This is a genomic window from Pontibacillus sp. ALD_SL1 (assembly GCF_017355605.1).
Genome location: NZ_CP062974.1, coordinates 2,696,421 through 2,718,678, shown reverse-complemented (window position 1 = coordinate 2,718,678; position 22,258 = coordinate 2,696,421). Strand labels below are relative to the sequence as shown.

Here is a 22,258-nt window from a genome sequence, read left to right as displayed (position 1 = left end):
AACTATGGATTTTCAAGCCTTTTTGATTACATTAAGAGAAGCATTAGAAGCCATATTAATAGTTGGATTGATCTTAAGTTATTTAACGCGCTTAGATGCGAAGAAGTACCATCCGTGGGTGTTCGCAGGTGTATTTTTTGCACTGCTAAGTAGCTTTGGAGTTGCTTTGTTATTCCAAGTTATTTTTACTGGCTTTGCTAGCTTTGGATCTGAAGTATACTTGAAAATAGGTATTCTGTTTGCTTCAGTCATTTTGCTTAGTCACATGGTCATGTGGATGAAGAAAGAATCGAAGAACGTGAATGGAGACATGCAAAAGAAAATCAATGCTGCCGTGACGGCAGGGAGTGTGACAGCTCTCATTCTTCATACGTATTTAATTGTTCTACGTGAGGGCGTAGAGACCGTGTTCTTCTTTGCTGCTATTAGTGGTGGCGATATCCAGGAAGTCTTTACAAGTTATGGAGCTCTTAGCGGCTTAATGCTTGCATTAATATTAGGATATCTTTTCTTCACTGGGACCATGAAGTTCTCGTTAAAAACGTTTTTCCGAGTTACAGGAGTATTAATTATGTTTATTGCTGCTGGACTATTGGTGCAAGGAGTAGGAATGCTGCAGGACTTAGGGAAAATGGGTTCTGTATATGAGACAGTACAAGGGACTCCTAAAGCGGTTTATAATATCGTAGAATTTATGCCAGAGCACTATCAAGACGAGATGCATTTTGAGCGTGATACAGGTAATGATGTAATGATTAGTGGTCAGATTGGTTTGTTTATGGCTGCCATGTTTGGATACAGTCATAATCCAACTGTTGAACAAATCGCAGCATATTGGTTGTACTTTGCATTTATTATTGGTGCAAACATGTTACATGCCAAGGACTTCACACTCTTTAGAAGAAAGAAGTCTAAAGCAGTGGATCAAACCGTAGCTTAAGCCTATCCTCCCCTCATAAACCTAACTCTATGAAACCCGCCATATGTGCGGGTTTTTTCGTATCTAATTGCAAGAAGGGAACAAGTTCATGAAGAGATTCCGATTTTTAGAAAAAAGCAGCTCAGGCATCGCAGCCTTATGCTTATTAGTGGTTGTGCTTGCTCGTATTCATTATAGTAGTGATTTCGCAAGAAGCTGGGATGCAGTGGATTTCGCGTTAGGCGTTCAATCGTTTAACCTTCTGGATATGCAACCACATTTCCCGGGCTATCCGTATTTTATTTTAGGTGGTATGCTTCTTGAGAATTTTGTGAATGATCCTGCCTTGGCCCTGTCAGTATGGAATAGCGTGCTATCCTTGTCATCTATAATTCCAATGTGGCTAATCTATAAACGTTATCTTTCTACAGGGAGAGCGCTGATTGCCGTTGCATTATCACAATCAGTTCCATTTTTAAATATAATTATAGCCTCTCCAATGTCTGAGGGGATGGCCTTTACGTTGATGTGGTGGTACATATGGAGCCTTGTTCTAGCGATTGAGAAAGGAAAGTATAGTTTTGACCTTCTCTCCCTTTTGTTATTTAGCATTCTAATGGGTGTAAGACTTTCTTATTTGCCTTTGAGTATTGGTGTTTTGATTATTTGGTACAAAAGGTGGAAAGAAAAAGGGGGGGCTCATGTTATAGAACAAGCAGGGGTCGCTATTATCTTTCAGCTCTTTTGGATTTATCCTTTAATTTTGTCGGTTGGAGGTATTGGTAGCTTTGAATATATTGCTACTGAATTTGTTAAAGGTCATTTTACTGGATGGGGTGGATCCATAGCGACTGAAGAAGATTCGTTCTTTAGGCGTGCGATTACATTTTTATGGGGAAATATTTTGTGGGTGGGTCTTTCACTCAAAACTGTTGTCATTCTGTTATTATATAGCACACTCGCTATATATATAGTTTCTCGACCTCTGAGCCTTTCTTCTAGGAAGCTATGGTGGAGTTTGTTAATTGCTTATATGGTCTGGGCATTCTTTGCTCAGAATGTAGATAAACCAAGGCATATTATACCAGTTGTGGTTTTACTTATAGCGATCCTTCTTATGCGCACGCTTCAATTAAGAAATAGAGGAGTGTTGTGGATTAGTACAATCCTACTGATTGTTCAAACCACTTTAAGTATACAATACGTAGAAAAGCAGGCAACGGAGTTACCTGCGACTTATCAGTTGGCACAATATATTGAGCGACAATCTGAACCCTTAAAAATATATACTTGGGAGGAAGAGCGGGTGTTGCAGTATGTAGGAGTATCAAAAGCATTTAAAAAGGTTCAAACGTATGCTCTTTTTGAACAAGATGCAAAGAATCAACGAGAGAAAGGGAAAACGGTTTATGTTACAGAACGTGTTGTTCGTGGGTTCTCTCAACAAGGAGTAGATACGTCCTCCTTTATTCCTGTTAAACAATTCGATTCTGATTCCTTATTTGATCCTGTTTATAGCGATATTACTTTATTTAAATGGATTAAGTCGTCATCACGGTAAATGATAACGTTTGTTTTTTACTATTACATTCATAAGCACACTCGGCTGTCGTACCTAATAGCAATGTAATTTGTTCTGCTAAAAAGCCAGCCTCTAACCGAAAATTATATGGGGTTTTATACTTTAATCTTTTTTGAGTTAGTTCGCCAGAAAGAGTAAATTGATATTCTTTCTTTTTTTCCTTCTCTAAATAAAGCTCACCCCAGGACATTGCTCCAAAAAATGTTCCGATTTCATCAATCGATTCACAAGGGTATTTTCGAGCCAAGCTTTTCCCCATAAAATATAAGATCGTATCTTTTTCTTTACCTAACAAATCTGGTAAAAGTTGATTTCTCAGTACCTCATGCCCGATTAAAGAAGAGGGTACATCACTGTATTCATCAAATAAGTTGGCGATTTGTTCATTCATTTATGTTCATCCTCTCTGCTCTTTTCATTATTGCAGGGGGCACGGTTCTCTGCAATATGTTCTTTCTGAAAAGAGTGTAAAGATGATGTTTTTATGAGTTGAACCAGAAAACAAAAACCACAATCAACCAATTTATTAACTTGTTTTCTTGACGCTTACCATGGATAGAAGTACAATATACGTGACATAAATTGTGCATTTTTTTCAGATAAATTAGGGGAACGCTCGAGTTTGTTCCCTTTTTTTAAGGGTTTAGTAAAGCGCTTTATTGTCTGAAAAGTTTGCGCAAATAAAGTTACATACTATTCGAGGGGGGTAAACGTCACACATGGCAGGCAATCGAGAGTTTTTTTATCGCAGGTTACATTCATTACTAGGGGTTATACCAGTTGGGGTGTTCTTAATCCAACACTTAGTTGTGAACCATTTCGCAACAAGAGGGGAACAAGCGTTTAACGATGCGGCTCACTTTATGGAGAGTCTTCCATTCCGCATTGTATTAGAGCTATTCATTATCTTCATTCCTCTATACTTCCATGCCATTTACGGGGTTTATATTGCCTTTACGTCTAAGAATAACGTAAGTCAATATGGTTATTTCCGTAACTGGATGTTTTATTTACAGCGTATTTCCGGGGTTATTACGCTAATCTTTGTTACGTGGCACGTATGGGAGACAAGAATCCAAGCTGCTTTAGGAGAAGAAGTTAACTTTTCCATGATGGCAGATATTTTATCCAATCCGTTTATGGTTGTTTTCTACATAATCGGTGTTGTATCGACAACATTCCACTTCGCGAATGGATTATGGTCGTTCTTAGTAAGCTGGGGCATAACAATGTCTCCACGTTCACAGCGTATTTCTACTTATGTAACATTGGCGATTTTTGTCGCATTAAGTTATGTAGGGGTAGCAGCTATCCTGGCATTTATTTAAATGTAAGTACGATATAGACGTCTTTGAAAGAATTTAAGGGAGTGAGCATTAAAAAATGAGTAATCAAAACATCGTAGTCGTAGGCGGGGGACTCGCTGGACTAATGGCAACAATTAAAGCCGCTGAAGCCGGTGTACACGTGGACTTACTTTCCCTTGTACCTGTTAAGCGTTCTCACTCTGTTTGTGCGCAAGGCGGAATTAATGGTGCTGTTAATACAAAAGGAGAAGGAGACTCTCCATGGGAACACTTTGATGATACGGTTTACGGAGGAGACTTCCTAGCTAATCAACCTCCCGTTAAAGCAATGTGTGACGCAGCTCCAAGTATTATCCATATGCTAGACCGTATGGGGGTTATGTTTAACCGTACTCCTGAAGGATTACTAGATTTCCGTCGTTTCGGAGGTACTCAACACCACCGTACGGCTTATGCCGGTGCTACAACAGGTCAGCAGTTATTATATGCTTTAGATGAACAAGTACGCCGACATGAGGTGGCAGGGCTTGTAACGAAATACGAAGGTTGGGAATTCTTGTCCTCGATCATTGATGACTCTGGTGTAAGCCGTGGAGTTATGGCGCAGAATCTCAATTCTCATGAAATTAAAGCCTTTAGAGCAGATGCTACAATTGTAGCTACAGGTGGCCCTGGAATCATCTTCGGTAAATCTACGAACTCTGTAATCAACACAGGTTCTGCGGCATCAGCACTTTACCAGCAAGGGGCGGTTTATGCTAATGGAGAATTCATTCAAATTCATCCTACTGCAATTCCGGGTGATGATAAGTTACGCTTAATGAGTGAATCAGCACGTGGTGAAGGTGGACGTGTATGGACATATAAAGATGGTGAGCCATGGTATTTCTTAGAGGAGAAATATCCTGCTTATGGAAATCTTGTTCCTCGTGACATAGCAACACGTGAAATTTTCGACGTTTGCGTGAACCAAAAGCTTGGTATTAATGGTGAAAATATGGTTTACCTCGACCTTTCTCATAAAGATCCTAAAGAGTTAGATGTTAAGTTAGGTGGAATCATAGAAATTTACGAGAAATTTGTAGGGGATGATCCTCGCAAAGTTCCAATGAAAATATTCCCAGCTGTTCACTACTCAATGGGTGGACTTTACGTTGATTATGATCAAATGACGACCATCCCTGGTGTATTTGCTGCTGGTGAGTGTGACTTTACTCAACATGGTGGAAACCGTCTTGGAGCGAATTCACTTCTTTCTTCAATTTTTGGAGGTATGGAAGCAGGACCAAAAGCTGTTCAATATATCAATGGGTTGGATAAAACGGCAGAAGATATGTCTTCTACTCTATTCGATAACAAGTTAAAAGAAGAACAAGAGAAGTTTGATGCGATTCTTAATATGAAGGGTACTGAAAATGCGTATCAAATTCATAAAGAACTTGGAGAATGGATGACAGACAACGTTACCGTTGTGCGAGAGAATGAAAAACTTCGCAAAACGGATGAGAAAATTCAAGAGCTTCAAGAGCGATTTAATGATATCAACATTAATGACACAACAAGATGGAGTAACCAGGGAGCTATGTTTACCCGTCAACTTCAGAACATGCTTCAACTAGCTCGTGTTATTACGATTGGCGCAATGAATCGTAATGAAAGTCGTGGTGCTCACTATAAACCTGAGTTCCCTGAACGTAATGATGAAGAATGGCTAAAGACTACTAAAGCAAGTTATGATAAAGAGAACAATGCCCCGGTATTTAGCTATGAAGACGTGGATATTTCTCATATTCAACCACGTAAGAGGGACTACTCAAAAAGTAAAGGGGGTAAATAAACATGAGCGAAACTGAAAACATCACCTTTATAGTAAAGCGCCAAGACGACCCGGAATCATCTTCTTATGAAGAAACATTCCATGTACCATATCGCCAGAATATGAACGTAATTTCAGCACTTATGGAAATTCGTCGTAATCCTGTCAATGCAAATGGGGAAGATACTACACCTGTTTATTGGGATATGGGGTGTTTAGAAGAAGTGTGTGGTGCTTGCTCCATGAAAATCAATGGAAAGCCTCGCCAGTCTTGTACAGCGCTTGTGGACCAGCTAGAACAACCGATTCGTCTTGAACCAATGTCAACATTCCCTGTTATGCGAGATCTTGCGGTTGATCGTAGCCGTATGTTTGATGCTCTTAAAAAGGTTAAAGCTTGGGTTCCAATCGATGGTACACACGATTTGGGACCAGGTCCACGTATGGCTGAGAACAAACGCCAATGGGCTTATGAGCTCTCTAAATGTATGACATGTGGTGTTTGCTTAGAAGCCTGTCCGAACGTAAATAGCAAATCAGACTTTATAGGTCCTGCGGCCATTTCTCAAGTTCGTTTATTTAACTCTCACCCAACGGGAGCAATGAATAAAAATGAACGCTTGGAGGCTTTAATGGGTGAAGGTGGACTTTCAGAGTGTGGTAATTCACAGAACTGTGTTCAGTCTTGTCCGAAAGGTATTCCATTAACAACTTCTATTGCTTCAATGAATAGAGAAACAGCCTTACATTCTTTCAAGAGCTTCTTTGGCAGTGACCACGAAGTAAACTAATTGGGATGATAAGAACGAAAACAAGACTCCTGCAGCTGTTCAAGTTGCAGGAGTTTATTATGGATTCATATAGATACAAGGAGGAATTTTAATGAAGAAAGTGTCGTACGTAGAAGACCCTGAGAAGTGGTTAGAAGAATTTACGTTTTCTGTGAGAACAAAGGTGAGATTCTCAGAAACAGATATGTTTGGCCATATGAACAATACAGTTCCATTTATTTATTTTGAGGAAGCTCGAATTGAATTTTTAAAATCTATAGATGCGTTTCAGAAGGAGTCTGATCCTTCAGGTACAATCCCGGTTGCGGCAGACCTTCAATGTGATTATCATAAGCAAATTTATTTTGACGACGTCTTGTCAGTCGCTGTCAAAATTCATTACGTAGGAAATACATCTTATGATCTTCATTATCTCGTCAAGAATGAGGAAGGTGCCGTTTGTTTAACAGGGAGAGGTCGAATCGTGCAGATTGATGCTGAATCAGGAAAACCTATATCGATTCCCCGGGAAATAAAAAGAGCTTATGAACATCAAGTATCGGTTGCAAAAGGGTAATTTCATTTGTATAGTATTCGGTAAGGTAAGTTAGGAAAATAGACCGATTTTGTCGAAGTTTCTATCGGAAATTATACATAATAGAGGGTACTTTATGAAGAAAAAAAAGATTATTAGAGGAACGAAGCGTTACCTTTATCCAATCCTGTTCACACTTCTTTCTATATATTTAATTATGGTTATATTAAAAACACCATATATAGGTATTGATGTAGAACAAACGGAGGGAGGACAGTGGGAGGTTTCGCATGTTGATAAACATAGTTGGGCCGCAAACCAAGGAATAAAAGAAGGATATATTATTCAAGACATCAATATGAAACATCCTGGCGATTATTCCACAGTTAAGACGTATGGAAAAGTGGAAAAGGCAGATTCGCTTACTGTTTTACCTACGGATGGAACAGAAAATATTGAAACCAATTATTCACGTATAGAAGATGAAGTAAGTTTGGACCAATGGTTATTTTACATCATCTTTCCATCCTCATTCATGTTGATTATGCTACTCTTATCCCTGTTTATACTCTTTCATAAGAGACAAGATGAATCAGGTAACAGGCTGATCTTATTCTTCTTGACTGTTGGGCTTGCCTACTTATCTGCTAGTGGGTCTGCTAGAGGGGACATGATATCAACGTTAGTGAGTACGGTTACATTACTAATGGGTCCAGCGTTACTATTGCATTTTGTTGATAGTTATTTTAGGGAGTTGCAAAGCAGGTGGTATGCTTCTGGAGTATACAACTGGATGAAAATTGCAGCCTGCGTTGTGGTAACTTATGAAGCTTATTGTTTGATTAATGGTTATTACCCTGACTGGTATCCGCAATTTATCTCAATTTTATTTATTGCTTTCACTTTTATTGCGTTATCTTTAATCATAATCGGATATAAGCGATATAGACAGACGGTATACGCTCCTATATTAAAGTACATGCTCGTTGGTTTATTTGTATCCTTTACGCCATTTATTCTGTTGTTTATGCTTCCGAACTATTTGTTTGGGTTTCAAATCTTGTCCGGAGAAGCAAGCGCTTTGTTTCTTATGGTCATGCCACTTACTTTTATCTATCTCATTACCGCTAAGCGTTTGTTAGACATAGATTTCGTAATGGGGCGAATTCGATATTATGCCTATTCTTCATTTATACCGACTGTATTAATTGTAGCTTTGGTTGGCTTTGCTATTGATTATCCGTTCTCCATACAAGACCTTGTTCAATTGGGTATTGGTATATTGGTAGTCATGGTTATATTTCTTTATGTAAAAGAGATTTTCAATTTTCAAATTCAAAGAAATTTATTTTCTGAGAAGAAGAATTATCATCAAAGTCTGCAGCGTTTTGTTCATGAAATGAAAAAGGAACGTGATGCGGTTGGATTATTTAAAAGGTTGAAGCGTGAACTGCTTGATGTATTAGATTTAAAGGAAGTTTATATATTCTCGCAAAATACGATTTCAAATTATTACTGTCTTTATCAAGAAGTTCCTCTTTCATTAATGAATGAGTGTGTAGAACGCTCTAAAACAGTATTGGGTGATGTAGGTAATCTAGTGAAACTACAGAAACATGAAGGGTACGTACTCGTGATTGGCCACACGGTCAGTAAAGTTACCTATCTATATATATCAGAGAAGCCTAACCGAACTCAATTGAATTTAGATGAGAGGGGCTACCTGCAAACAATCTCCTATAACACGAATATTGCTCACGAAAACTTGTTGCTTATTGAAGATTTATTCCAAGAGCTTCAACACGTTAAAAACGACCGTCAGCAAAACTATCCTGCGTGGCTTTCAAGGCTACTCTTCTCTCTAGCAGAACATGAGCGTCAGCAAATTGCGATCGACCTTCATGACACTGTTTTGCAAGAACAGTTATACCTATACAGGCAAATGGATGATTTCGTAAACCGAAAGCGTTCGATGGAGCCAGAGGTAAAGAATAAAATGTCTAGCTTTAAGGAGCAGTTATTGGATAACATCCACCTCATTCGTGAAACGTGTAATGAACTGCGGCCTCCGTTCTTAGAAGAGTTAGGCCTCATCCCTTCGTTACAAAACTTGATAAACCAATATCAACTCCGTTCCAATTATACAGTAACGTTTGATTCAAGAGCGTTCCAAGTAGAATTAAACAGCCAGTACGTACTAGGGATCTATCGCATTGTGCAAGAACTCTTGACGAATGCTATGAAGCACTCAAGAGCTGATAAAGTATTTGTCATGTTGTATAGAGAGGGGTCAGATGTAAGATTAGTTTATGAGGATAATGGAGTTGGAATTAATCCGAATAAACGAATTGAAACCTATTCACATATGGGGATCTCAGGCATTGAACAAAGGGTAAATGGGTTGAATGGTGAAATTAGTATACAATCAGCTCCTAAACAAGGATTTCAAATGTACATTACATTTTTCAATGCAGCAAACCATGAAGGGGAGGAGTTATATGATTAATATTTTAATCGTCGATGATCACCCAGCAGTAGGTATGGGGACTAAAGCAATGCTTGAACAAGAAGCGGATATGGAAGTAGAAGTCATATCTGATAGTATGAGTGCAGAACACAAAATTCGTGAACATGCGTATGATGTATTACTGTTAGATTTATATATGCCTGGGTTGAATGGTGTGGAGCTTGCCAAAAGAGTGAAAACGTCTTATCCAGATATGAAAGTCTTGATATATACGGGGTTTGACATTAACACCCATTTTAATCTCTTGGTGGAATCGAATATATCTGGGTTTGTAAGTAAAACGGCTACCAAAGATCAACTAGTAACAGCCATTCATTGCGCTCTTCGGGAAGAAGTTGTGATCCCGCTTCATTTATTTAAACAGTTAAGAAGAGCTGAAGCAACGACACAACAAATTTCTTCGGATGGCGATGCTAGTTCGTTGTCCCTGAACGAAAAGGAGCAGAAGATACTGAACGAGGTATCTAAAGGGCTGACAAATAAACACATCGCTCAAAATTTACATATGTCTCAAAGAAGTGTGGAATATACATTGACAGGTATTTTTAGCAAATTAGAAGTGCGTTCTCGTACAGAAGCCTTAATTCGAGCGAAAGAACTTGGATTAATCTCTCAAAGTTAAAAAATAAGCAAAAAGTGGAATGTCTGTGTGGCACAGCTTTATCTTTTTTTTCATAGGATGTAAAGACTAAATAACTACCCTTCGAACTGCAGCTCTAAGTTAGCAAGGAGGGGTTAGCGCTTGAAGGAAAAAGACTATAAGCCGAAGCAATTACTCACGAAACGCGAGAAGGAAGTTTTCGAATTGCTAGTACAAGACAAGACCACAAAGGATATTGCACAGGAACTCTTCATTTCAGAGAAGACTGTTCGTAATCACATTTCGAATGCTATGCAGAAGCTGGGCGTTAAGGGGCGTTCGCAGGCTGTTATTGAGCTACTTCGTATGGGGGAGCTTAAGCTCTAGTTTTCACCGACTTTCTTCGGAAGGTCGGTATTTATTTTGGGGATCTATATAGCTTGTAATGATCGTAGGTTATACCTTAGTGGCTGTTTTATTCTTGCAATTTCTTTCGAAAACCGTAACAATGAACATAGGATATTTACATTAGGACTCTCGGGAGGTAACAAGTTGGACAAGGTTACGACGACAGAAGTCAAGATTGCAGATGTAGAGAAGAAATTACGTCATATATCTGGAATTATTAAACAAACAGGTAGAGAAATTTTAAATCACTACCCTATTACTCCTCCTCAATTCATTGCTTTACAATGGCTTTTGGAATCTGGGGATATGACGATTGGTGAATTATCAAATAAAATGTACTTAGCTTGCAGCACAACGACAGACCTTATTGATCGAATGGAGAAAAATCAACTCGTAGAACGAGTGAGGAATCCAAAAGATCGACGTGTTGTCCTCATTCATCTTCTTGATAAAGGCGAATCCATAATACAAGAAGTAATTGATAAGAGACAGGCATATTTAGATCAGGTTCTTCGTAGTTTTTCTAATGAGGAAGTTGATAGCTTGCAAGGTTTTTTACAACGCATGCATACAGAGATGATGGATGTACAGCAGCAAGAAAAAAGCAGCAATGATGAATAGAGGCGATAAATTTGGACCAACCAATTGGGGTTATAGATTCAGGTGTAGGCGGGTTAACTGTAGCGAAAGAGTTAATGCGCCAATTGCCTAAAGAGGAATTTGTTTATTTAGGAGATACAAAGAGATGCCCTTACGGACCGAGACCTAAGGAGGAAGTCGTTAACTTCACCTGGGAAATGGTTCGTTTTTTGCAACTTAAGAAAATTAAAATGCTAGTGATTGCATGTAATACGGCAACTGCCTTCACATTGCAACAACTAAAAGAACAATTAGACATTCCGGTAATTGGTGTAATCCAACCAGGGGCAAGATCAGCCATTAAAGTATCTAAGAACTTACATATAGGTGTAATCGGTACAGAAGGCACAATTCAAAGTAAAGCTTATACGAATGCTCTTCAACACATTAACCCTGGTATTTGGGTTAATGCTCTATCTTGCCCTCCCTTTGTTCCTCTAGTAGAACAAGGATTATTTAAGGGAGATCAAGCGGAACACGTTGTAAGAGAGACGTTAGAACCTATGAAGAAAGCAAACCATATCGACACCTTGATATTAGGATGTACCCATTATCCTTTATTGAAAGAAACGATCCAAAAAGTGATGGGAGATGACATTACAGTTATCTCATCAGGAGACGAAACAGCTCAGGAAGTAAGTGTAATCCTTGACTATTATGGAAGGCTATATGAAGGTAATCGTCCACCACGTCATAAATTTTACACTACTGGTGACGCAAACTTATTTAGGGATATAGCCGATACTTGGTTTGAAGAACGAATTTCCCATGTAGGAACCATTACACTTGGTGATTAAACGATCAGTCTACCCTTAGAAAGGGTAGACTGATTTTTTTCTTTTTAGGGAGTAAGCTTGAAGACTTGAAACCGAGAGGGGCCTTTACGTTTATGAGTGCTTGGTCTTGCTCGGGGACAACTCGCTCCCCACAGGAAAGCGAGTAGTTTCCAGGCCCACCTTACACTCAACTAAAGCCAACGGAAACCTGCTGAAATATCTCAACTTCAAGTCTTCCATATAAGAGGGATATATGGAAGGACATCAAACATAAGGGGAGTCTTTTGTTTAGGTGGTCTTTCGTAATTGTTGGTCTAATTTGTTAGATGGCTCGTATATATAGTAGTACAAACCATCATAGGAGGGGAAAACATGCGGAAGCGTGCTGCTTTATTATGCGGGAGTCTTGTCACTAGTGTCGCTCTATTATCAGGGTGTGTCTTTCAAGGGGAGCAATCTTTAAAAGAAATGGATAAGCCACAACAAGAAAATATGGAAGGAGAGGGAGCGGTAACGGAAGAGAGTGTGAATGCAGGGCAAACAGATAACACGGAGGTCATCAAAGTTGAGACTGTGGCCCGTCAACTATATTTATTAGATGAAAATGGCATGGTCGTTCCTCAAACGTTACCTCTTCCTAAACCGGAAACGAACGATGTTGCTAAACAAGTTCTTCAGTACCTGGTTAAGGGAGGTCCTGTTACTGACTTCTTGCCAAGTGGATTCCAGGCGGTACTGCCTGCAGGTACAGAAGTAAATGGTCTTGATTTATTAGAAGATGGTACCTTAGTTGTGGATGTGTCTAAAGAGTTTATAGAATATCGTCCGGAAGATGAGCTTAAGATCTTGCAATCTATGACTTACACGCTCACTCAGTTTGAAAATGTAGACCGGATCAAGCTTCAAATTAACGGTTATGATGCTGAGGTTATGCCAGTGAACAATACTCCACTTTCTAGCGGATATTCACGAGCCAACGGCATAAATCTTCAAACAGGGGATGTAGCTGATATCTCCAACAGTCGTTCTGTGACCGTTTATTATCCTGCCCAGCATGACGACCAATTTTACTATGTTCCTGTTACGAAACGTGTAGAGGGTGCAGCTGAGAGTGAATACGAAACGATTATACAAACCCTTGTGAACGGACCAGGTTATAAGGGAGACCTTTTAAATGTATTTAACGATGGTGTGCAGTTAACAGAAGAGCCGACCGTCAAAGATGGTATTTTGACTCTAACATTCAACGAAAATGTCTTAAGCAACTTTGAAGATCAATCGATTATTTCGAAGAAAGTTATGGATTCCCTTGTCTTATCTTTAACTGAGGATGAGAACGTAGAAGCAGTGTCTGTAAAGGTTAAAGACTTTGAAGAGTTATATGATGAAGAAGGAAATGCTTTCACAAAACCAGTGACTCGCCCTGAAATGGTAAATACAGGTCGATTTTAATAAGCTGATTTTGCACATACTATAAATCGAGAAAAGAGGCATCCAAAGAAGCCTCTTTTTTCGTGGTTGTGGTTTGATAACTCGAGCTGTCGAGTCTCCTCGGGAAAACCACCCTGTGGGGTCTCGTCGACCTCTTTCTCCCGCAGGAGTCTCCCGGTTCCCCGAACCACCTTATTCTTAATTTAAGCGAACGGAAGCATTTCCTCAACTTCGAGACTTCCGATTAAGGGACTTATATGGAACAGATTAAAAATCAACAACCGTCTTCAACAGACATGGTACTACAGTAAACTTTTGCTTCAAAATATGTTAAGATGAGCTAGGATTAAGTGAAGGAGGACGAAACATGAGAACGGATGGAAGAAATGAAAATGAGCTAAGACAGGTACATATTGAAACAGGCTATGTAAAGCACCCAGAAGGATCTGTCTTAATTACTGTTGGAGAAACCAAAGTGATTTGTAATGCAAGTATAGAAGACCGTGTTCCTCCTTTTATGAGAGGTCAAGGCAAAGGTTGGGTTACAGCAGAGTATGCCATGCTACCTCGAGCAACGGAACAGAGAAATATCAGGGAATCTTCAAAAGGGAAAGTAACAGGACGGACAATGGAGATTCAGCGCTTGATCGGACGTTCTTTAAGAGCGGTAGTTGACCTTGAGCAATTCGGGGAACGTACATTATGGGTAGATTGTGATGTGATTCAAGCTGACGGAGGGACAAGAACGGCTTCTATTACGGGAGCTTTTGTAGCGATGGTTCTTGCTTTTGGGAAACTTGTAAAACAAGGAACAATTAAAAAGCTACCTATAAAAGATTTCCTTGCTGCTACGTCTGTGGGCGTATTGCCTACTGGTGAAGAAATATTAGATCTTTGTTACGAAGAGGATTCTAAAGCTCAGGTAGATATGAATGTGGTCATGACCGGTAATGGAGAATTTGTCGAACTCCAGGGGACTGGAGAAGAGGCAACATTCTCATATCCGCAGCTGCAGAAGATGATTGAGTTAGCGCAAGGAGGCATTGGGGAGCTGTTTGACCAACAGAAAGAAGCTATAGGTGAATGGAGTGCCCATATCGATCGGAATCGCAACCAGTAATAAGGGGAGAGACATTATGAAAAAAATAGTTGTCGCTACGCATAATGAGGGGAAAGTTCGCGAATTTCGTCAATTATTTTCGAAATATAATATAGAAACATTATCACTCGATGACCTGGACCAAAACCTTCCTGAAGTTGAGGAGACTGGTGAAACATTTGAAGAAAATGCTGAATTAAAGGCGAGAACAATTTCTTCTATATTAAATGTACCGGTTATTGCAGACGATTCAGGTCTTGTCGTTGACGCTTTGGATGGTAGTCCAGGTGTCTATTCAGCTCGTTATGCTGGGGAACCAAAAGATGATCAAAAAAACCTCGAAAAAGTTTTATCAGAACTAAAAGGGGAAAAGAATCGAACAGCGCGTTTTGTATGCGTATTGGCTCTTAGTATACCTGGCCAAAATGTAGTCTTCGAACGAGGGACGTGTGAAGGCCGCCTCACAGAAGAGCCTCATGGAGAAAGTGGCTTTGGTTATGATCCTATCTTTATCCCAGATGGTTACAAAGCCACCATGGCAGAGATAGGGGCTGATGAGAAAAATAAAATCAGTCACCGGAGTCGTGCGCTATCTAAGATCGAAGACCGCATCCATCAATTATTCTCATAAGGAGAGATAACTCATGCCTAGTGTATTAATTGTGAGCGACAGTCATGGATTAACTGAAGAAGTTCAGCTCCTAAAAGACCGTCATGCGCATGAAGTAGATGGCATGATTCATTGTGGAGACTCAGAATTAGATTACCGTTCTGCTGAGATGGATTCTTATATCAAGGTGAAGGGAAACTGTGACTTTGATGACGAGTATCCGGAAGAAGTGCAGGAATCTATACAAAACATGTCTTTTTTTGTAACTCACGGACATCTATTTCGTGTTAAATCGACATTAATGCCTTTATCTTATCGTGCTGACGAACGAGGTGCTCACATTGTTTGCTTTGGCCATTCACACATTGCGGGTGCTGAAATGGTCGGTGGTAAATTGTTTATTAATCCAGGTAGTATTCGTTTGCCAAGGAACCATCCTGAAAAAACGTATGCAATTGTAAGCTGGAATGATGAGCAATCTGTTCGAGTTCAGTTTTATAATGATGAAGGAGAAGTAATCCCTGATTTAACATATGAAACAACTTTTTTAGGCAGAAGTTAAATCTTCTGCCTAAAATGTATTGACATATTTCTATATAGTCCTTATAATAAATTTTGTTCGCTTCCACAGATGGAACATAAAATAATAACCGTGCGGGTGTAGTTTAGTGGTAAAACCTCAGCCTTCCAAGCTGATGTCGTGGGTTCGATTCCCATCACCCGCTCCATTATACATAATTGCATTTCAAAAATCATATATGTTAATATCTTTTGATTTTTCTCATATTACGTCCCAGTAGCTCAGTAGGATAGAGCAACGGCCTTCTAAGCCGTAGGTCGGGGGTTCGAATCCCTCCTGGGACATAGAATGTTTCAAAAAAGACTTTAGGATCTTCCTAGAGTCTTTTTTTTACATACCCAAAACTTATTTATGGCATGCAGTTCTATGTATACAACGAGAGGGAAATGGAGACACTGTAGCGTAAAACTTCATTCGTCAAACTAGATTTTTTGTTTGTACTTCAGTATCCTTAAAGAAGAGGAAGGAATCCCTATAGAATAGATAAAAGGAGATTCGTTGTTTATATCGAATCAAGTGGGTAGCAGACTTGATAGCGAGTGAAGAGGCTTGGTTAACTTACATAAGTGATACGAATAGAGGGAGGATGGATCATGACTCAAGAAAAGGCTGATGTCGTCATATTTCCCAAATGGAAATCTTCATTAGAGCAAGACGGATTAGCCGCTTTAAAAGAAAAGAATTACAAAGAAGCACTTGAATCTTTTAACAAACTCATTGATTTTGAGGCGGCAAATTCAGAGATTATGACAGGCAAACTCATTTGCCTAATGGAATTGGGGCAGTATGAAGAAGTAGAAGAACTGTGTCAAAAACTCATGAGAGATGACGAAGAACATTATTTTCAATACTTACATATCTATTTAACGGTTTTGTTCCAAACAGGAAAGTATGAAGAATTACTCGATTTGCTAGATGAAGTGTTTAAATCGGAGGACATTCCTCAAGACCTTCGGAAACAGTTCTGGCAACTTTATGATATTACTGAAAATCTCCGTACAGATGAAACCAGAACAGAAAATATTGAGGCAGTCGATGAATTACTTATTGCTCTCGATACACATAATGTGAAAAAACAATGGCAGCTTCTTTCTATGCTTCGGAAACAAGATATTCAGCCCTTTATGACGGAAATAGCTCCTTACTTAACAAAAGAGGACATAGAACCCGTTATAAAGACAGCGCTTGTCCAATGGATGCAAGAGCAAAGAGTGGATCGGAAAGTAACGGTGAAAAAGCTCGGAGCGGAAATAATGGTCAATCCTGTAGAGCTATCTGATATCCTTTCTCACACTTCTGCAAGGCAATTGTTATACTTATTAGAACGGGTGGAGCAAGACAATCCTACATTGTTTGAGTTTATTCAACAGCTCGTATTCCGTTACATGTATGTTCGTTTTCCTATAATGCCTGAAGATCACGAATTACCTGCATTGGCAAAAGCCTTTTATGAGCTGGGTTCCTCGTCTCTTCAGTTAGAGGATCATGAGTATCCTTTCCACCAGTACATAGAACAAGAAGAAGTGGAAGCTTGGAAAGAACAGATCGTGTATTATGAGAGTCAATATTTTGCTGTATTAGATGAGGAATAAACTGTAAAGCATACACGCTTTCTGGCTAATAGAAGATTGTTGAAAGCACAATAGATTATGTTATAATAAGGTGGTTGCAAATTACGCATTCACTCTTTTGTTACAAAACTTAAGAACATTTAATGAACGATTAATGTATGAAAAATAGATGTTGGAGGGAAAATCATGTCTGCAAAATGGGAAAAATTAGAAGGTAACGAAGGCCAACTTACAGTTGAAGTTGATGCTGATGAATTTAAGGTTGCCTTAGACAAAGCATTCGCGAAAGTAGTTAAGGATATCCAGGTACCTGGTTTCCGTAAAGGGAAAGTACCTCGTCCAATTTTTGAACAACGTTTTGGTGTAGAGTCTCTATATCAAGATGCACTAGATATCATTCTTCCAGAAGCGTACTCTAACGCAATTGACGAAGCTGGAATCACTCCAGTTGATCGTCCTGAAGTAGATGTTGAGCAAATCGAAAAAGGTAAAAACTTAATCTTCACTGCTAAAGTAACGGTTAAGCCAGAAGTTACACTTGGCGACTACAAAGGTCTTGAGGTAGAAGCTCAAGATACTACGGTTACAGATGAAGACGTTGAGAACGAACTTAAGCAACAACAAGAAAAGCAAGCTGAACTAGTTGTTAAAGAAGAAGGCACTGTAGAGAACGGTGACACTGTTGTTATGGACTTTGAAGGTTTCGTTGATGGCGAGGCATTTGAAGGTGGACAGGCTGACAACTATTCATTAGAAATCGGTTCTGGTCAATTCATTCCAGGATTCGAAGAGCAACTTGTTGGTAAATCTGCTGGAGAAGAAACAGAAGTAGAAGTTACGTTCCCAGAAGAATACCATGCTGAAGAACTTGCTGGTAAAAAAGCAACATTCAAAGTAAAAGTTCACGAAATTAAAGCAAAAGAACTTCCTGAATTAGACGACGAGTTCGCGAAAGATATCGACGAAGAAGTTGAATCTATGGATGAACTTAAGAAGAAAACGAAAGAGCGTCTACAACAAGAAAAAGAACAGGAAGCTGAAAACGCTAAGCGTGAAGAGCTTGTAAATAAAGCTACTGATAACGCAGAAATCGAAATTCCTGAAGCTATGGTTGACACTGAGCTTGACCGTATGATGAAAGAATTCGAACAACGCCTTCAAATGCAAGGCATGACGCTAGACATGTACTTCCAGTTCACAGGCCAAGATCAAAACGCACTTAAAGAGCAAATGAAAGAAGATGCTGGTAAGCGCGTTAAGACGAATCTTGTTCTTGAAGCAATTGCTACTGCTGAGAACGTTGAAGTTACAGAAGAAGATGTCAACCAAGAGCTTGAAAACATGGCTGCTATGTACCAGACTGATGTTGACAACCTTAAGCAAATGCTTGGTGGTAACACAGAAGCAGTTGAAGAAGATCTTAAGATCAAGAAAGCTATTGACTTCTTAGATTCTGAAAGTAAAACGGCATAAGAAAGTCTTTTGACTTTCAGCGGTTTAGGTTAATGAAAGCAAGGCGCGATTTGTTCGTGCCTTGTTTTTACATATAATAAATTCCTTTTTGGAGTATGGAATGAGTCCAACTATGGAAAAATACATATATACTAAATCAGCTGTATATTGGATCTTTATTTCCAGCCCACACATACTTTTGGATTACTGCACATATGTTGACTATTCATACACTCACGTACATAATGAATACAAATGGAAGTGAGATAATCTTCCGACCAGGAAGCTTTTTTACTTTTAGTGACTCATGATATTTGGTATGATGTCGTAAAGAAAGGTTTTGGATGTTTAACCAATGGTTGTAAAGGTTTTTTATAGATTTAGTGTGACATATACTTTGTGAGGTGAAATGCATGTTTAAATTTAACGAAGAGAAAGGACAATTAAAGTGTTCTTTCTGCGGTAAGACTCAAGATCAAGTCCGCAAACTAGTTGCTGGACCTGGGGTTTATATATGCGATGAGTGTATTGAATTGTGCACAGAAATTGTAGAAGAAGAGCTAGGTAACGAAGAAGAAGTTGAGTTTAAAGAGGTTCCGAAACCTCAAGAAATCAATGAAATTCTGGATGATTATGTAATAGGGCAAGACTATGCTAAGAAATCACTTTCTGTAGCGGTTTATAATCACTATAAGCGTATTAATGCTGCTACAAAAGCCGACGACGTAGAACTTGCTAAAAGTAACATCTTAATGCTTGGACCTACAGGTAGTGGTAAAACACTTCTTGCGCAAACATTGGCTCGAATTTTAAATGTACCATTTGCAATTGCAGATGCTACGTCTCTAACAGAGGCTGGTTACGTTGGGGAAGATGTTGAGAACATCCTTCTTAAATTGATTCAAGCAGCTGATTATGATGTTGAGAAAGCCGAAAAAGGAATTATTTATATTGATGAGATTGATAAAGTAGCACGTAAATCTGAAAACCCATCCATTACACGTGACGTTTCTGGTGAAGGTGTGCAACAAGCCCTTCTAAAAATACTTGAAGGAACAGTTGCCAGCGTCCCTCCACAAGGTGGACGTAAGCATCCTCATCAAGAATTTATTCAAATCGACACAGGCAATGTACTATTCATTGTTGGTGGTGCATTTGACGGAATTGACCAGATTGTGAAGCGTCGTCTTGGTAAGAAAGTAATTGGATTTGGCTCTGAACAAGAAACCGCTGAAGATATGGAGAAGAAAGAAGTCCTTACTAAAGTACTTCCAGAAGACTTGTTACGCTATGGTTTAATTCCTGAGTTTATTGGTCGTCTTCCGGTAATTGGTGCGCTAGAATCCCTTGATGAAGATGCGTTAGTTGAAATTCTTACGAAGCCTAAGAATGCTTTAGTGAAGCAGTACCAGAAGCTATTCCAAATTGACCATGTGGAGCTTGAGTTCGAAGAGGAAGCGCTACGTGAGATCGCTCGTAAGGCAATTGAACGTAAAACAGGTGCCCGTGGTCTGCGTTCGATCATTGAAGGCATTATGTTAGATGTAATGTACGAACTACCATCTCGTGAAGACATCGACAAGTGTATTATTACAGCTGATACCGTTACGAAAGAAAACGGTCGTCCTAAGCTCGTTTTTAACGATGGTACAGTACAAGACGAGAATGAAACACCAAAAGAGAGTGCGTAATCCATCCGTCGAGGAGCACGTTTATTATAAGTTAAAGAGAGAGGTTTCTCCTACAAGGAGAGCCTCTCGTTTCATTACAAATCTCGGTCTATGTACCGGGATTATTTTTGTTTGAAACCCACTATATGTTCGTGCTTTTTCGTCAGTTGGAATATAATGATTGGGTTTAATGTGACTATTTGAGGAGATACTAGCTGATAACATAAAAGATGTATGGTACAGGAGGAATCTTTATGACATTAGCGGGTATCGTCTTATTTGTGCAACTGTTTTTTGGGGTTGTTATTGGTCTTTACTTTTGGAACCTTTTAAAAAATCAACGCTCTCAAAAAGTAACAATTGACCGAGAGTCAAAAAAAGAAATGGCTGAATTAGGCAAAATGCGTCAAATTGCACTCTCTGAACCTCTGTCAGAGAAAGTTCGTCCTAGGTCTTTCCAAGACATTATTGGTCAGAAGGACGGGATTGAAGCATTAAGAGCTGCAATATGTGGTGCAAATCCACAACACGTGATCGTATATGGCCCTCCAGGGGTTGGGAAAACGGCTGCGGCTCGTCTCGTGCTTGAAGAAGCAAAACAATATAAAGATTCTCCGTTTCGTCAAGAAGCTGTATTCGTTGAGTTAGATGCAACTACAGCAAGATTTGATGAACGGGGGATTGCAGATCCTCTAATAGGATCTGTACATGACCCGATTTATCAAGGGGCTGGTGCGATGGGGCAAGCTGGAATACCTCAACCTAAACAAGGGGCTGTGTCCAATGCACATGGTGGAGTTCTTTTTATTGACGAGATTGGGGAATTACATCCCATTCAAATGAATAAGTTACTTAAAGTACTAGAGGATCGAAAGGTTTACTTTGAAAGTGCTTATTATAGTGAAGAGAACCAGCAAATCCCTTTACATATCCATGAGATATTTAAAAAGGGTCTGCCGGCAGATTTTCGCTTAATTGGAGCAACTACAAGGCGGCCTGAAGAAATTCCTCCTGCTATTCGTTCGCGTTGCTTAGAGGTTTTCTTTAGAGAACTAGAACATGAAGAGGTTGTTGAAGTAGCTAAGAGGGCCGCGGAAAAGATTGAATTTACTTCAGATAAAGATGCTTTAGAAACGTTAGCGGGCTATGCGCGTAATGGACGTGAGGCTGTCAACATGATCCAAATTGCTACGGGGATTGCCAAGAAAGCAGGTCGAACCATAATTTCGAAAGCGGATATTGAATGGGTCGTAGATGCCTCGCAGCTAGCACCTAGGTATGATAAGAAAATTGGGGATCGGGACCAGGTCGGGATTGTGAACGGGCTTGCTGTCTTTGGGCCTAATTCAGGATCACTGCTTGAGATTGAAGTTACTGTTCTCCCAACTACCTCAAAGCAAGGAACCATTAACATTACTGGAATTGCTGAAGAAGAAAGTATAGGTACACAAAGTAAATCCATACGTAGAAAAAGCATGGCTAAAGGATCAATCGAAAATGTGATTACTGTTCTACGTGCTTTAGGTGTCCCAGCTCATGAATACGATATTCACGTGAATTTCCCGGGTGGGATTCCTGTCGATGGTCCTTCAGCGGGTGTGGCTATGGCTCTTGGAATTTACTCTGCTATTCATAAGCTCCCAGTACGCTATAACGTCGCTATGACAGGGGAGATTAGTATTCATGGCCATATAAAACCGGTTGGTGGAGTAATGGCTAAGATCAAGGCAGCAAAAAGAGCAGGGGCAACGAAAGTATTAATTCCTGCTGAGAATAATCAAGAGATGTTTAATCAAATAGAAGGTGTTCAAATTGTGCCTGTAACCCACATACAAGAAGCGCTTGCACTGGCTCTGCATGGGGATGTCCAATCGCTATTGAACGAAAAGCGATTCGTTGAAAAGAGGTCGTCTCAATCTTCATAAAACCAATCGCACAAATGAAACATTTTACAAAGAAAATGGTTTTCATTATACTTTTAAAGAA

20 protein-coding genes and 2 tRNA genes are annotated in these 22,258 nt (G+C 39.5%); 21 read left to right on the top strand and 1 reads right to left on the bottom strand.

Going from position 1 to position 22,258, the window contains the following annotated elements; genetic code table 11:
- The first annotated feature begins 4 nt into the window (after positions 1–4).
- Together IMZ31_RS13840 and IMZ31_RS13835 are read left to right on the top strand one after the other, a co-directional pair.
- The gene (locus IMZ31_RS13840) at positions 5–940 is read left to right on the top strand and encodes an FTR1 family iron permease (RefSeq protein WP_207527906.1); all 936 of its coding nucleotides are present in this window, start codon (positions 5–7) and stop codon (positions 938–940) included.
- Positions 941–1,028: 88 nt separating this feature from the next.
- On the top strand, positions 1,029–2,480 hold the full coding sequence (locus IMZ31_RS13835; protein ID WP_207527905.1) for a glycosyltransferase family protein: 1,452 nt from the start codon (positions 1,029–1,031) through the stop codon (positions 2,478–2,480).
- On the opposite strand, the gene IMZ31_RS13830 is transcribed toward IMZ31_RS13835, so the two are convergent.
- The gene (locus IMZ31_RS13830) at positions 2,461–2,892 is read right to left on the bottom strand and encodes a YslB family protein (RefSeq protein WP_207527903.1); all 432 of its coding nucleotides are present in this window, start codon (positions 2,890–2,892) and stop codon (positions 2,461–2,463) included. The genes IMZ31_RS13835 and IMZ31_RS13830 overlap by 20 nt on opposite strands.
- Positions 2,893–3,220: 328 nt before the next feature.
- On the opposite strand from IMZ31_RS13830, the gene IMZ31_RS13825 reads away from it, so the two are divergent.
- The 19 genes from IMZ31_RS13825 to lonB all read left to right on the top strand — a co-directional run bounded on the left by IMZ31_RS13825 (position 3,221) and on the right by lonB (position 22,197).
- Entirely contained in the window at positions 3,221–3,829 is a 609-nt protein-coding gene (locus IMZ31_RS13825; RefSeq protein WP_207527902.1) for a succinate dehydrogenase cytochrome b558 subunit, read from the top strand.
- A gap of 55 nt (positions 3,830–3,884) precedes the next feature.
- Positions 3,885–5,645: a succinate dehydrogenase flavoprotein subunit gene (sdhA, locus tag IMZ31_RS13820; RefSeq protein ID WP_207527900.1), complete on the top strand. Its 1,761-nt coding sequence runs from the start codon at positions 3,885–3,887 to the stop codon at positions 5,643–5,645.
- A 2-nt stretch (positions 5,646–5,647) separates the two neighbouring features.
- On the top strand, positions 5,648–6,415 hold the full coding sequence (sdhB, locus tag IMZ31_RS13815) for a succinate dehydrogenase iron-sulfur subunit (protein WP_207527898.1): 768 nt from the start codon (positions 5,648–5,650) through the stop codon (positions 6,413–6,415).
- A 91-nt stretch (positions 6,416–6,506) separates the two neighbouring features.
- The gene (locus tag IMZ31_RS13810; protein ID WP_207527897.1) at positions 6,507–6,971 is read left to right on the top strand and encodes an acyl-CoA thioesterase; all 465 of its coding nucleotides are present in this window, start codon (positions 6,507–6,509) and stop codon (positions 6,969–6,971) included.
- A gap of 94 nt (positions 6,972–7,065) precedes the next feature.
- Positions 7,066–9,435, top strand: coding sequence for a sensor histidine kinase (locus tag IMZ31_RS13805; RefSeq protein ID WP_207527895.1), 2,370 nt, complete (start codon positions 7,066–7,068; stop codon positions 9,433–9,435).
- A complete protein-coding gene (locus IMZ31_RS13800) occupies positions 9,428–10,078 on the top strand; it encodes a response regulator transcription factor (protein WP_207527893.1) in 651 nt (216 codons plus the stop codon). The genes IMZ31_RS13805 and IMZ31_RS13800 overlap by 8 nt, the downstream gene beginning before the upstream one ends.
- Before the next feature lie 120 nt (positions 10,079–10,198).
- Positions 10,199–10,423 carry a helix-turn-helix domain-containing protein gene (locus IMZ31_RS13795; protein WP_036784583.1) on the top strand — a complete coding sequence of 75 codons (225 nt, stop codon included), beginning with the start codon at positions 10,199–10,201 and terminating at the stop codon, positions 10,421–10,423.
- A 165-nt stretch (positions 10,424–10,588) separates the two neighbouring features.
- The gene (locus IMZ31_RS13790; protein ID WP_207527892.1) at positions 10,589–11,065 is read left to right on the top strand and encodes a MarR family winged helix-turn-helix transcriptional regulator; all 477 of its coding nucleotides are present in this window, start codon (positions 10,589–10,591) and stop codon (positions 11,063–11,065) included.
- Between the two features lie 11 nt (positions 11,066–11,076).
- Entirely contained in the window at positions 11,077–11,880 is an 804-nt protein-coding gene (gene racE / locus IMZ31_RS13785) for a glutamate racemase (RefSeq protein ID WP_207527890.1), read from the top strand.
- A 351-nt stretch (positions 11,881–12,231) separates the two neighbouring features.
- Positions 12,232–13,311, top strand: coding sequence for a GerMN domain-containing protein (locus tag IMZ31_RS13780; RefSeq protein WP_207527888.1), 1,080 nt, complete (start codon positions 12,232–12,234; stop codon positions 13,309–13,311).
- A gap of 346 nt (positions 13,312–13,657) precedes the next feature.
- The gene (rph, locus tag IMZ31_RS13775) at positions 13,658–14,410 is read left to right on the top strand and encodes a ribonuclease PH (protein WP_036784592.1); all 753 of its coding nucleotides are present in this window, start codon (positions 13,658–13,660) and stop codon (positions 14,408–14,410) included.
- Positions 14,411–14,426: 16 nt separating this feature from the next.
- Positions 14,427–15,020 (top strand): XTP/dITP diphosphatase, encoded by a 594-nt coding sequence (locus IMZ31_RS13770; protein WP_207527886.1) that lies wholly within the window; start codon positions 14,427–14,429, stop codon positions 15,018–15,020.
- A gap of 13 nt (positions 15,021–15,033) precedes the next feature.
- Positions 15,034–15,561, top strand: a complete 528-nt coding sequence (locus IMZ31_RS13765) for a metallophosphoesterase (protein WP_207527885.1) — start codon at positions 15,034–15,036, stop codon at positions 15,559–15,561.
- A gap of 92 nt (positions 15,562–15,653) precedes the next feature.
- Positions 15,654–15,727 (top strand) — tRNA-Gly (locus IMZ31_RS13760).
- 62 nt (positions 15,728–15,789) lie between these two features.
- A tRNA-Arg gene (locus tag IMZ31_RS13755) sits at positions 15,790–15,863 on the top strand.
- Positions 15,864–16,172: 309 nt separating this feature from the next.
- The gene (locus IMZ31_RS13750) at positions 16,173–17,171 is read left to right on the top strand and encodes a tetratricopeptide repeat protein (protein ID WP_207527884.1); all 999 of its coding nucleotides are present in this window, start codon (positions 16,173–16,175) and stop codon (positions 17,169–17,171) included.
- A 165-nt stretch (positions 17,172–17,336) separates the two neighbouring features.
- Complete coding sequence (gene tig / locus IMZ31_RS13745; protein ID WP_207527883.1) at positions 17,337–18,623, top strand: trigger factor; 1,287 nt, start codon at positions 17,337–17,339, stop codon at positions 18,621–18,623.
- A gap of 392 nt (positions 18,624–19,015) precedes the next feature.
- Positions 19,016–20,293: an ATP-dependent protease ATP-binding subunit ClpX gene (gene clpX / locus IMZ31_RS13740; RefSeq protein WP_036784604.1), complete on the top strand. Its 1,278-nt coding sequence runs from the start codon at positions 19,016–19,018 to the stop codon at positions 20,291–20,293.
- A gap of 233 nt (positions 20,294–20,526) precedes the next feature.
- Positions 20,527–22,197 carry an ATP-dependent protease LonB gene (gene lonB / locus IMZ31_RS13735; protein ID WP_207527882.1) on the top strand — a complete coding sequence of 557 codons (1,671 nt, stop codon included), beginning with the start codon at positions 20,527–20,529 and terminating at the stop codon, positions 22,195–22,197.
- The last annotated feature ends 61 nt before the right edge of the window (positions 22,198–22,258 follow it).

Bases quoted from the DNA above. Each gene is read 5' to 3' on its own strand.
- IMZ31_RS13840 (WP_207527906.1), top strand. From the start codon at position 5: ATGGATTTTCAAGCCTTTTTGATTACATTAAGAGAAGCATTAGAAGCC.
- IMZ31_RS13835 (WP_207527905.1), top strand. From the start codon at position 1,029: ATGAAGAGATTCCGATTTTTAGAAAAAAGCAGCTCAGGCATCGCAGCC.
- IMZ31_RS13830 (WP_207527903.1), bottom strand. From the start codon at position 2,892: ATGAATGAACAAATCGCCAACTTATTTGATGAATACAGTGATGTACCC.
- IMZ31_RS13825 (WP_207527902.1), top strand. From the start codon at position 3,221: ATGGCAGGCAATCGAGAGTTTTTTTATCGCAGGTTACATTCATTACTA.
- sdhA (WP_207527900.1), top strand. From the start codon at position 3,885: ATGAGTAATCAAAACATCGTAGTCGTAGGCGGGGGACTCGCTGGACTA.
- sdhB (WP_207527898.1), top strand. From the start codon at position 5,648: ATGAGCGAAACTGAAAACATCACCTTTATAGTAAAGCGCCAAGACGAC.
- IMZ31_RS13810 (WP_207527897.1), top strand. From the start codon at position 6,507: ATGAAGAAAGTGTCGTACGTAGAAGACCCTGAGAAGTGGTTAGAAGAA.
- IMZ31_RS13805 (WP_207527895.1), top strand. From the start codon at position 7,066: ATGAAGAAAAAAAAGATTATTAGAGGAACGAAGCGTTACCTTTATCCA.
- IMZ31_RS13800 (WP_207527893.1), top strand. From the start codon at position 9,428: ATGATTAATATTTTAATCGTCGATGATCACCCAGCAGTAGGTATGGGG.
- IMZ31_RS13780 (WP_207527888.1), top strand. From the start codon at position 12,232: ATGCGGAAGCGTGCTGCTTTATTATGCGGGAGTCTTGTCACTAGTGTC.
- rph (WP_036784592.1), top strand. From the start codon at position 13,658: ATGAGAACGGATGGAAGAAATGAAAATGAGCTAAGACAGGTACATATT.
- IMZ31_RS13770 (WP_207527886.1), top strand. From the start codon at position 14,427: ATGAAAAAAATAGTTGTCGCTACGCATAATGAGGGGAAAGTTCGCGAA.
- IMZ31_RS13765 (WP_207527885.1), top strand. From the start codon at position 15,034: ATGCCTAGTGTATTAATTGTGAGCGACAGTCATGGATTAACTGAAGAA.
- IMZ31_RS13750 (WP_207527884.1), top strand. From the start codon at position 16,173: ATGACTCAAGAAAAGGCTGATGTCGTCATATTTCCCAAATGGAAATCT.
- tig (WP_207527883.1), top strand. From the start codon at position 17,337: ATGTCTGCAAAATGGGAAAAATTAGAAGGTAACGAAGGCCAACTTACA.
- clpX (WP_036784604.1), top strand. From the start codon at position 19,016: ATGTTTAAATTTAACGAAGAGAAAGGACAATTAAAGTGTTCTTTCTGC.
- lonB (WP_207527882.1), top strand. From the start codon at position 20,527: ATGACATTAGCGGGTATCGTCTTATTTGTGCAACTGTTTTTTGGGGTT.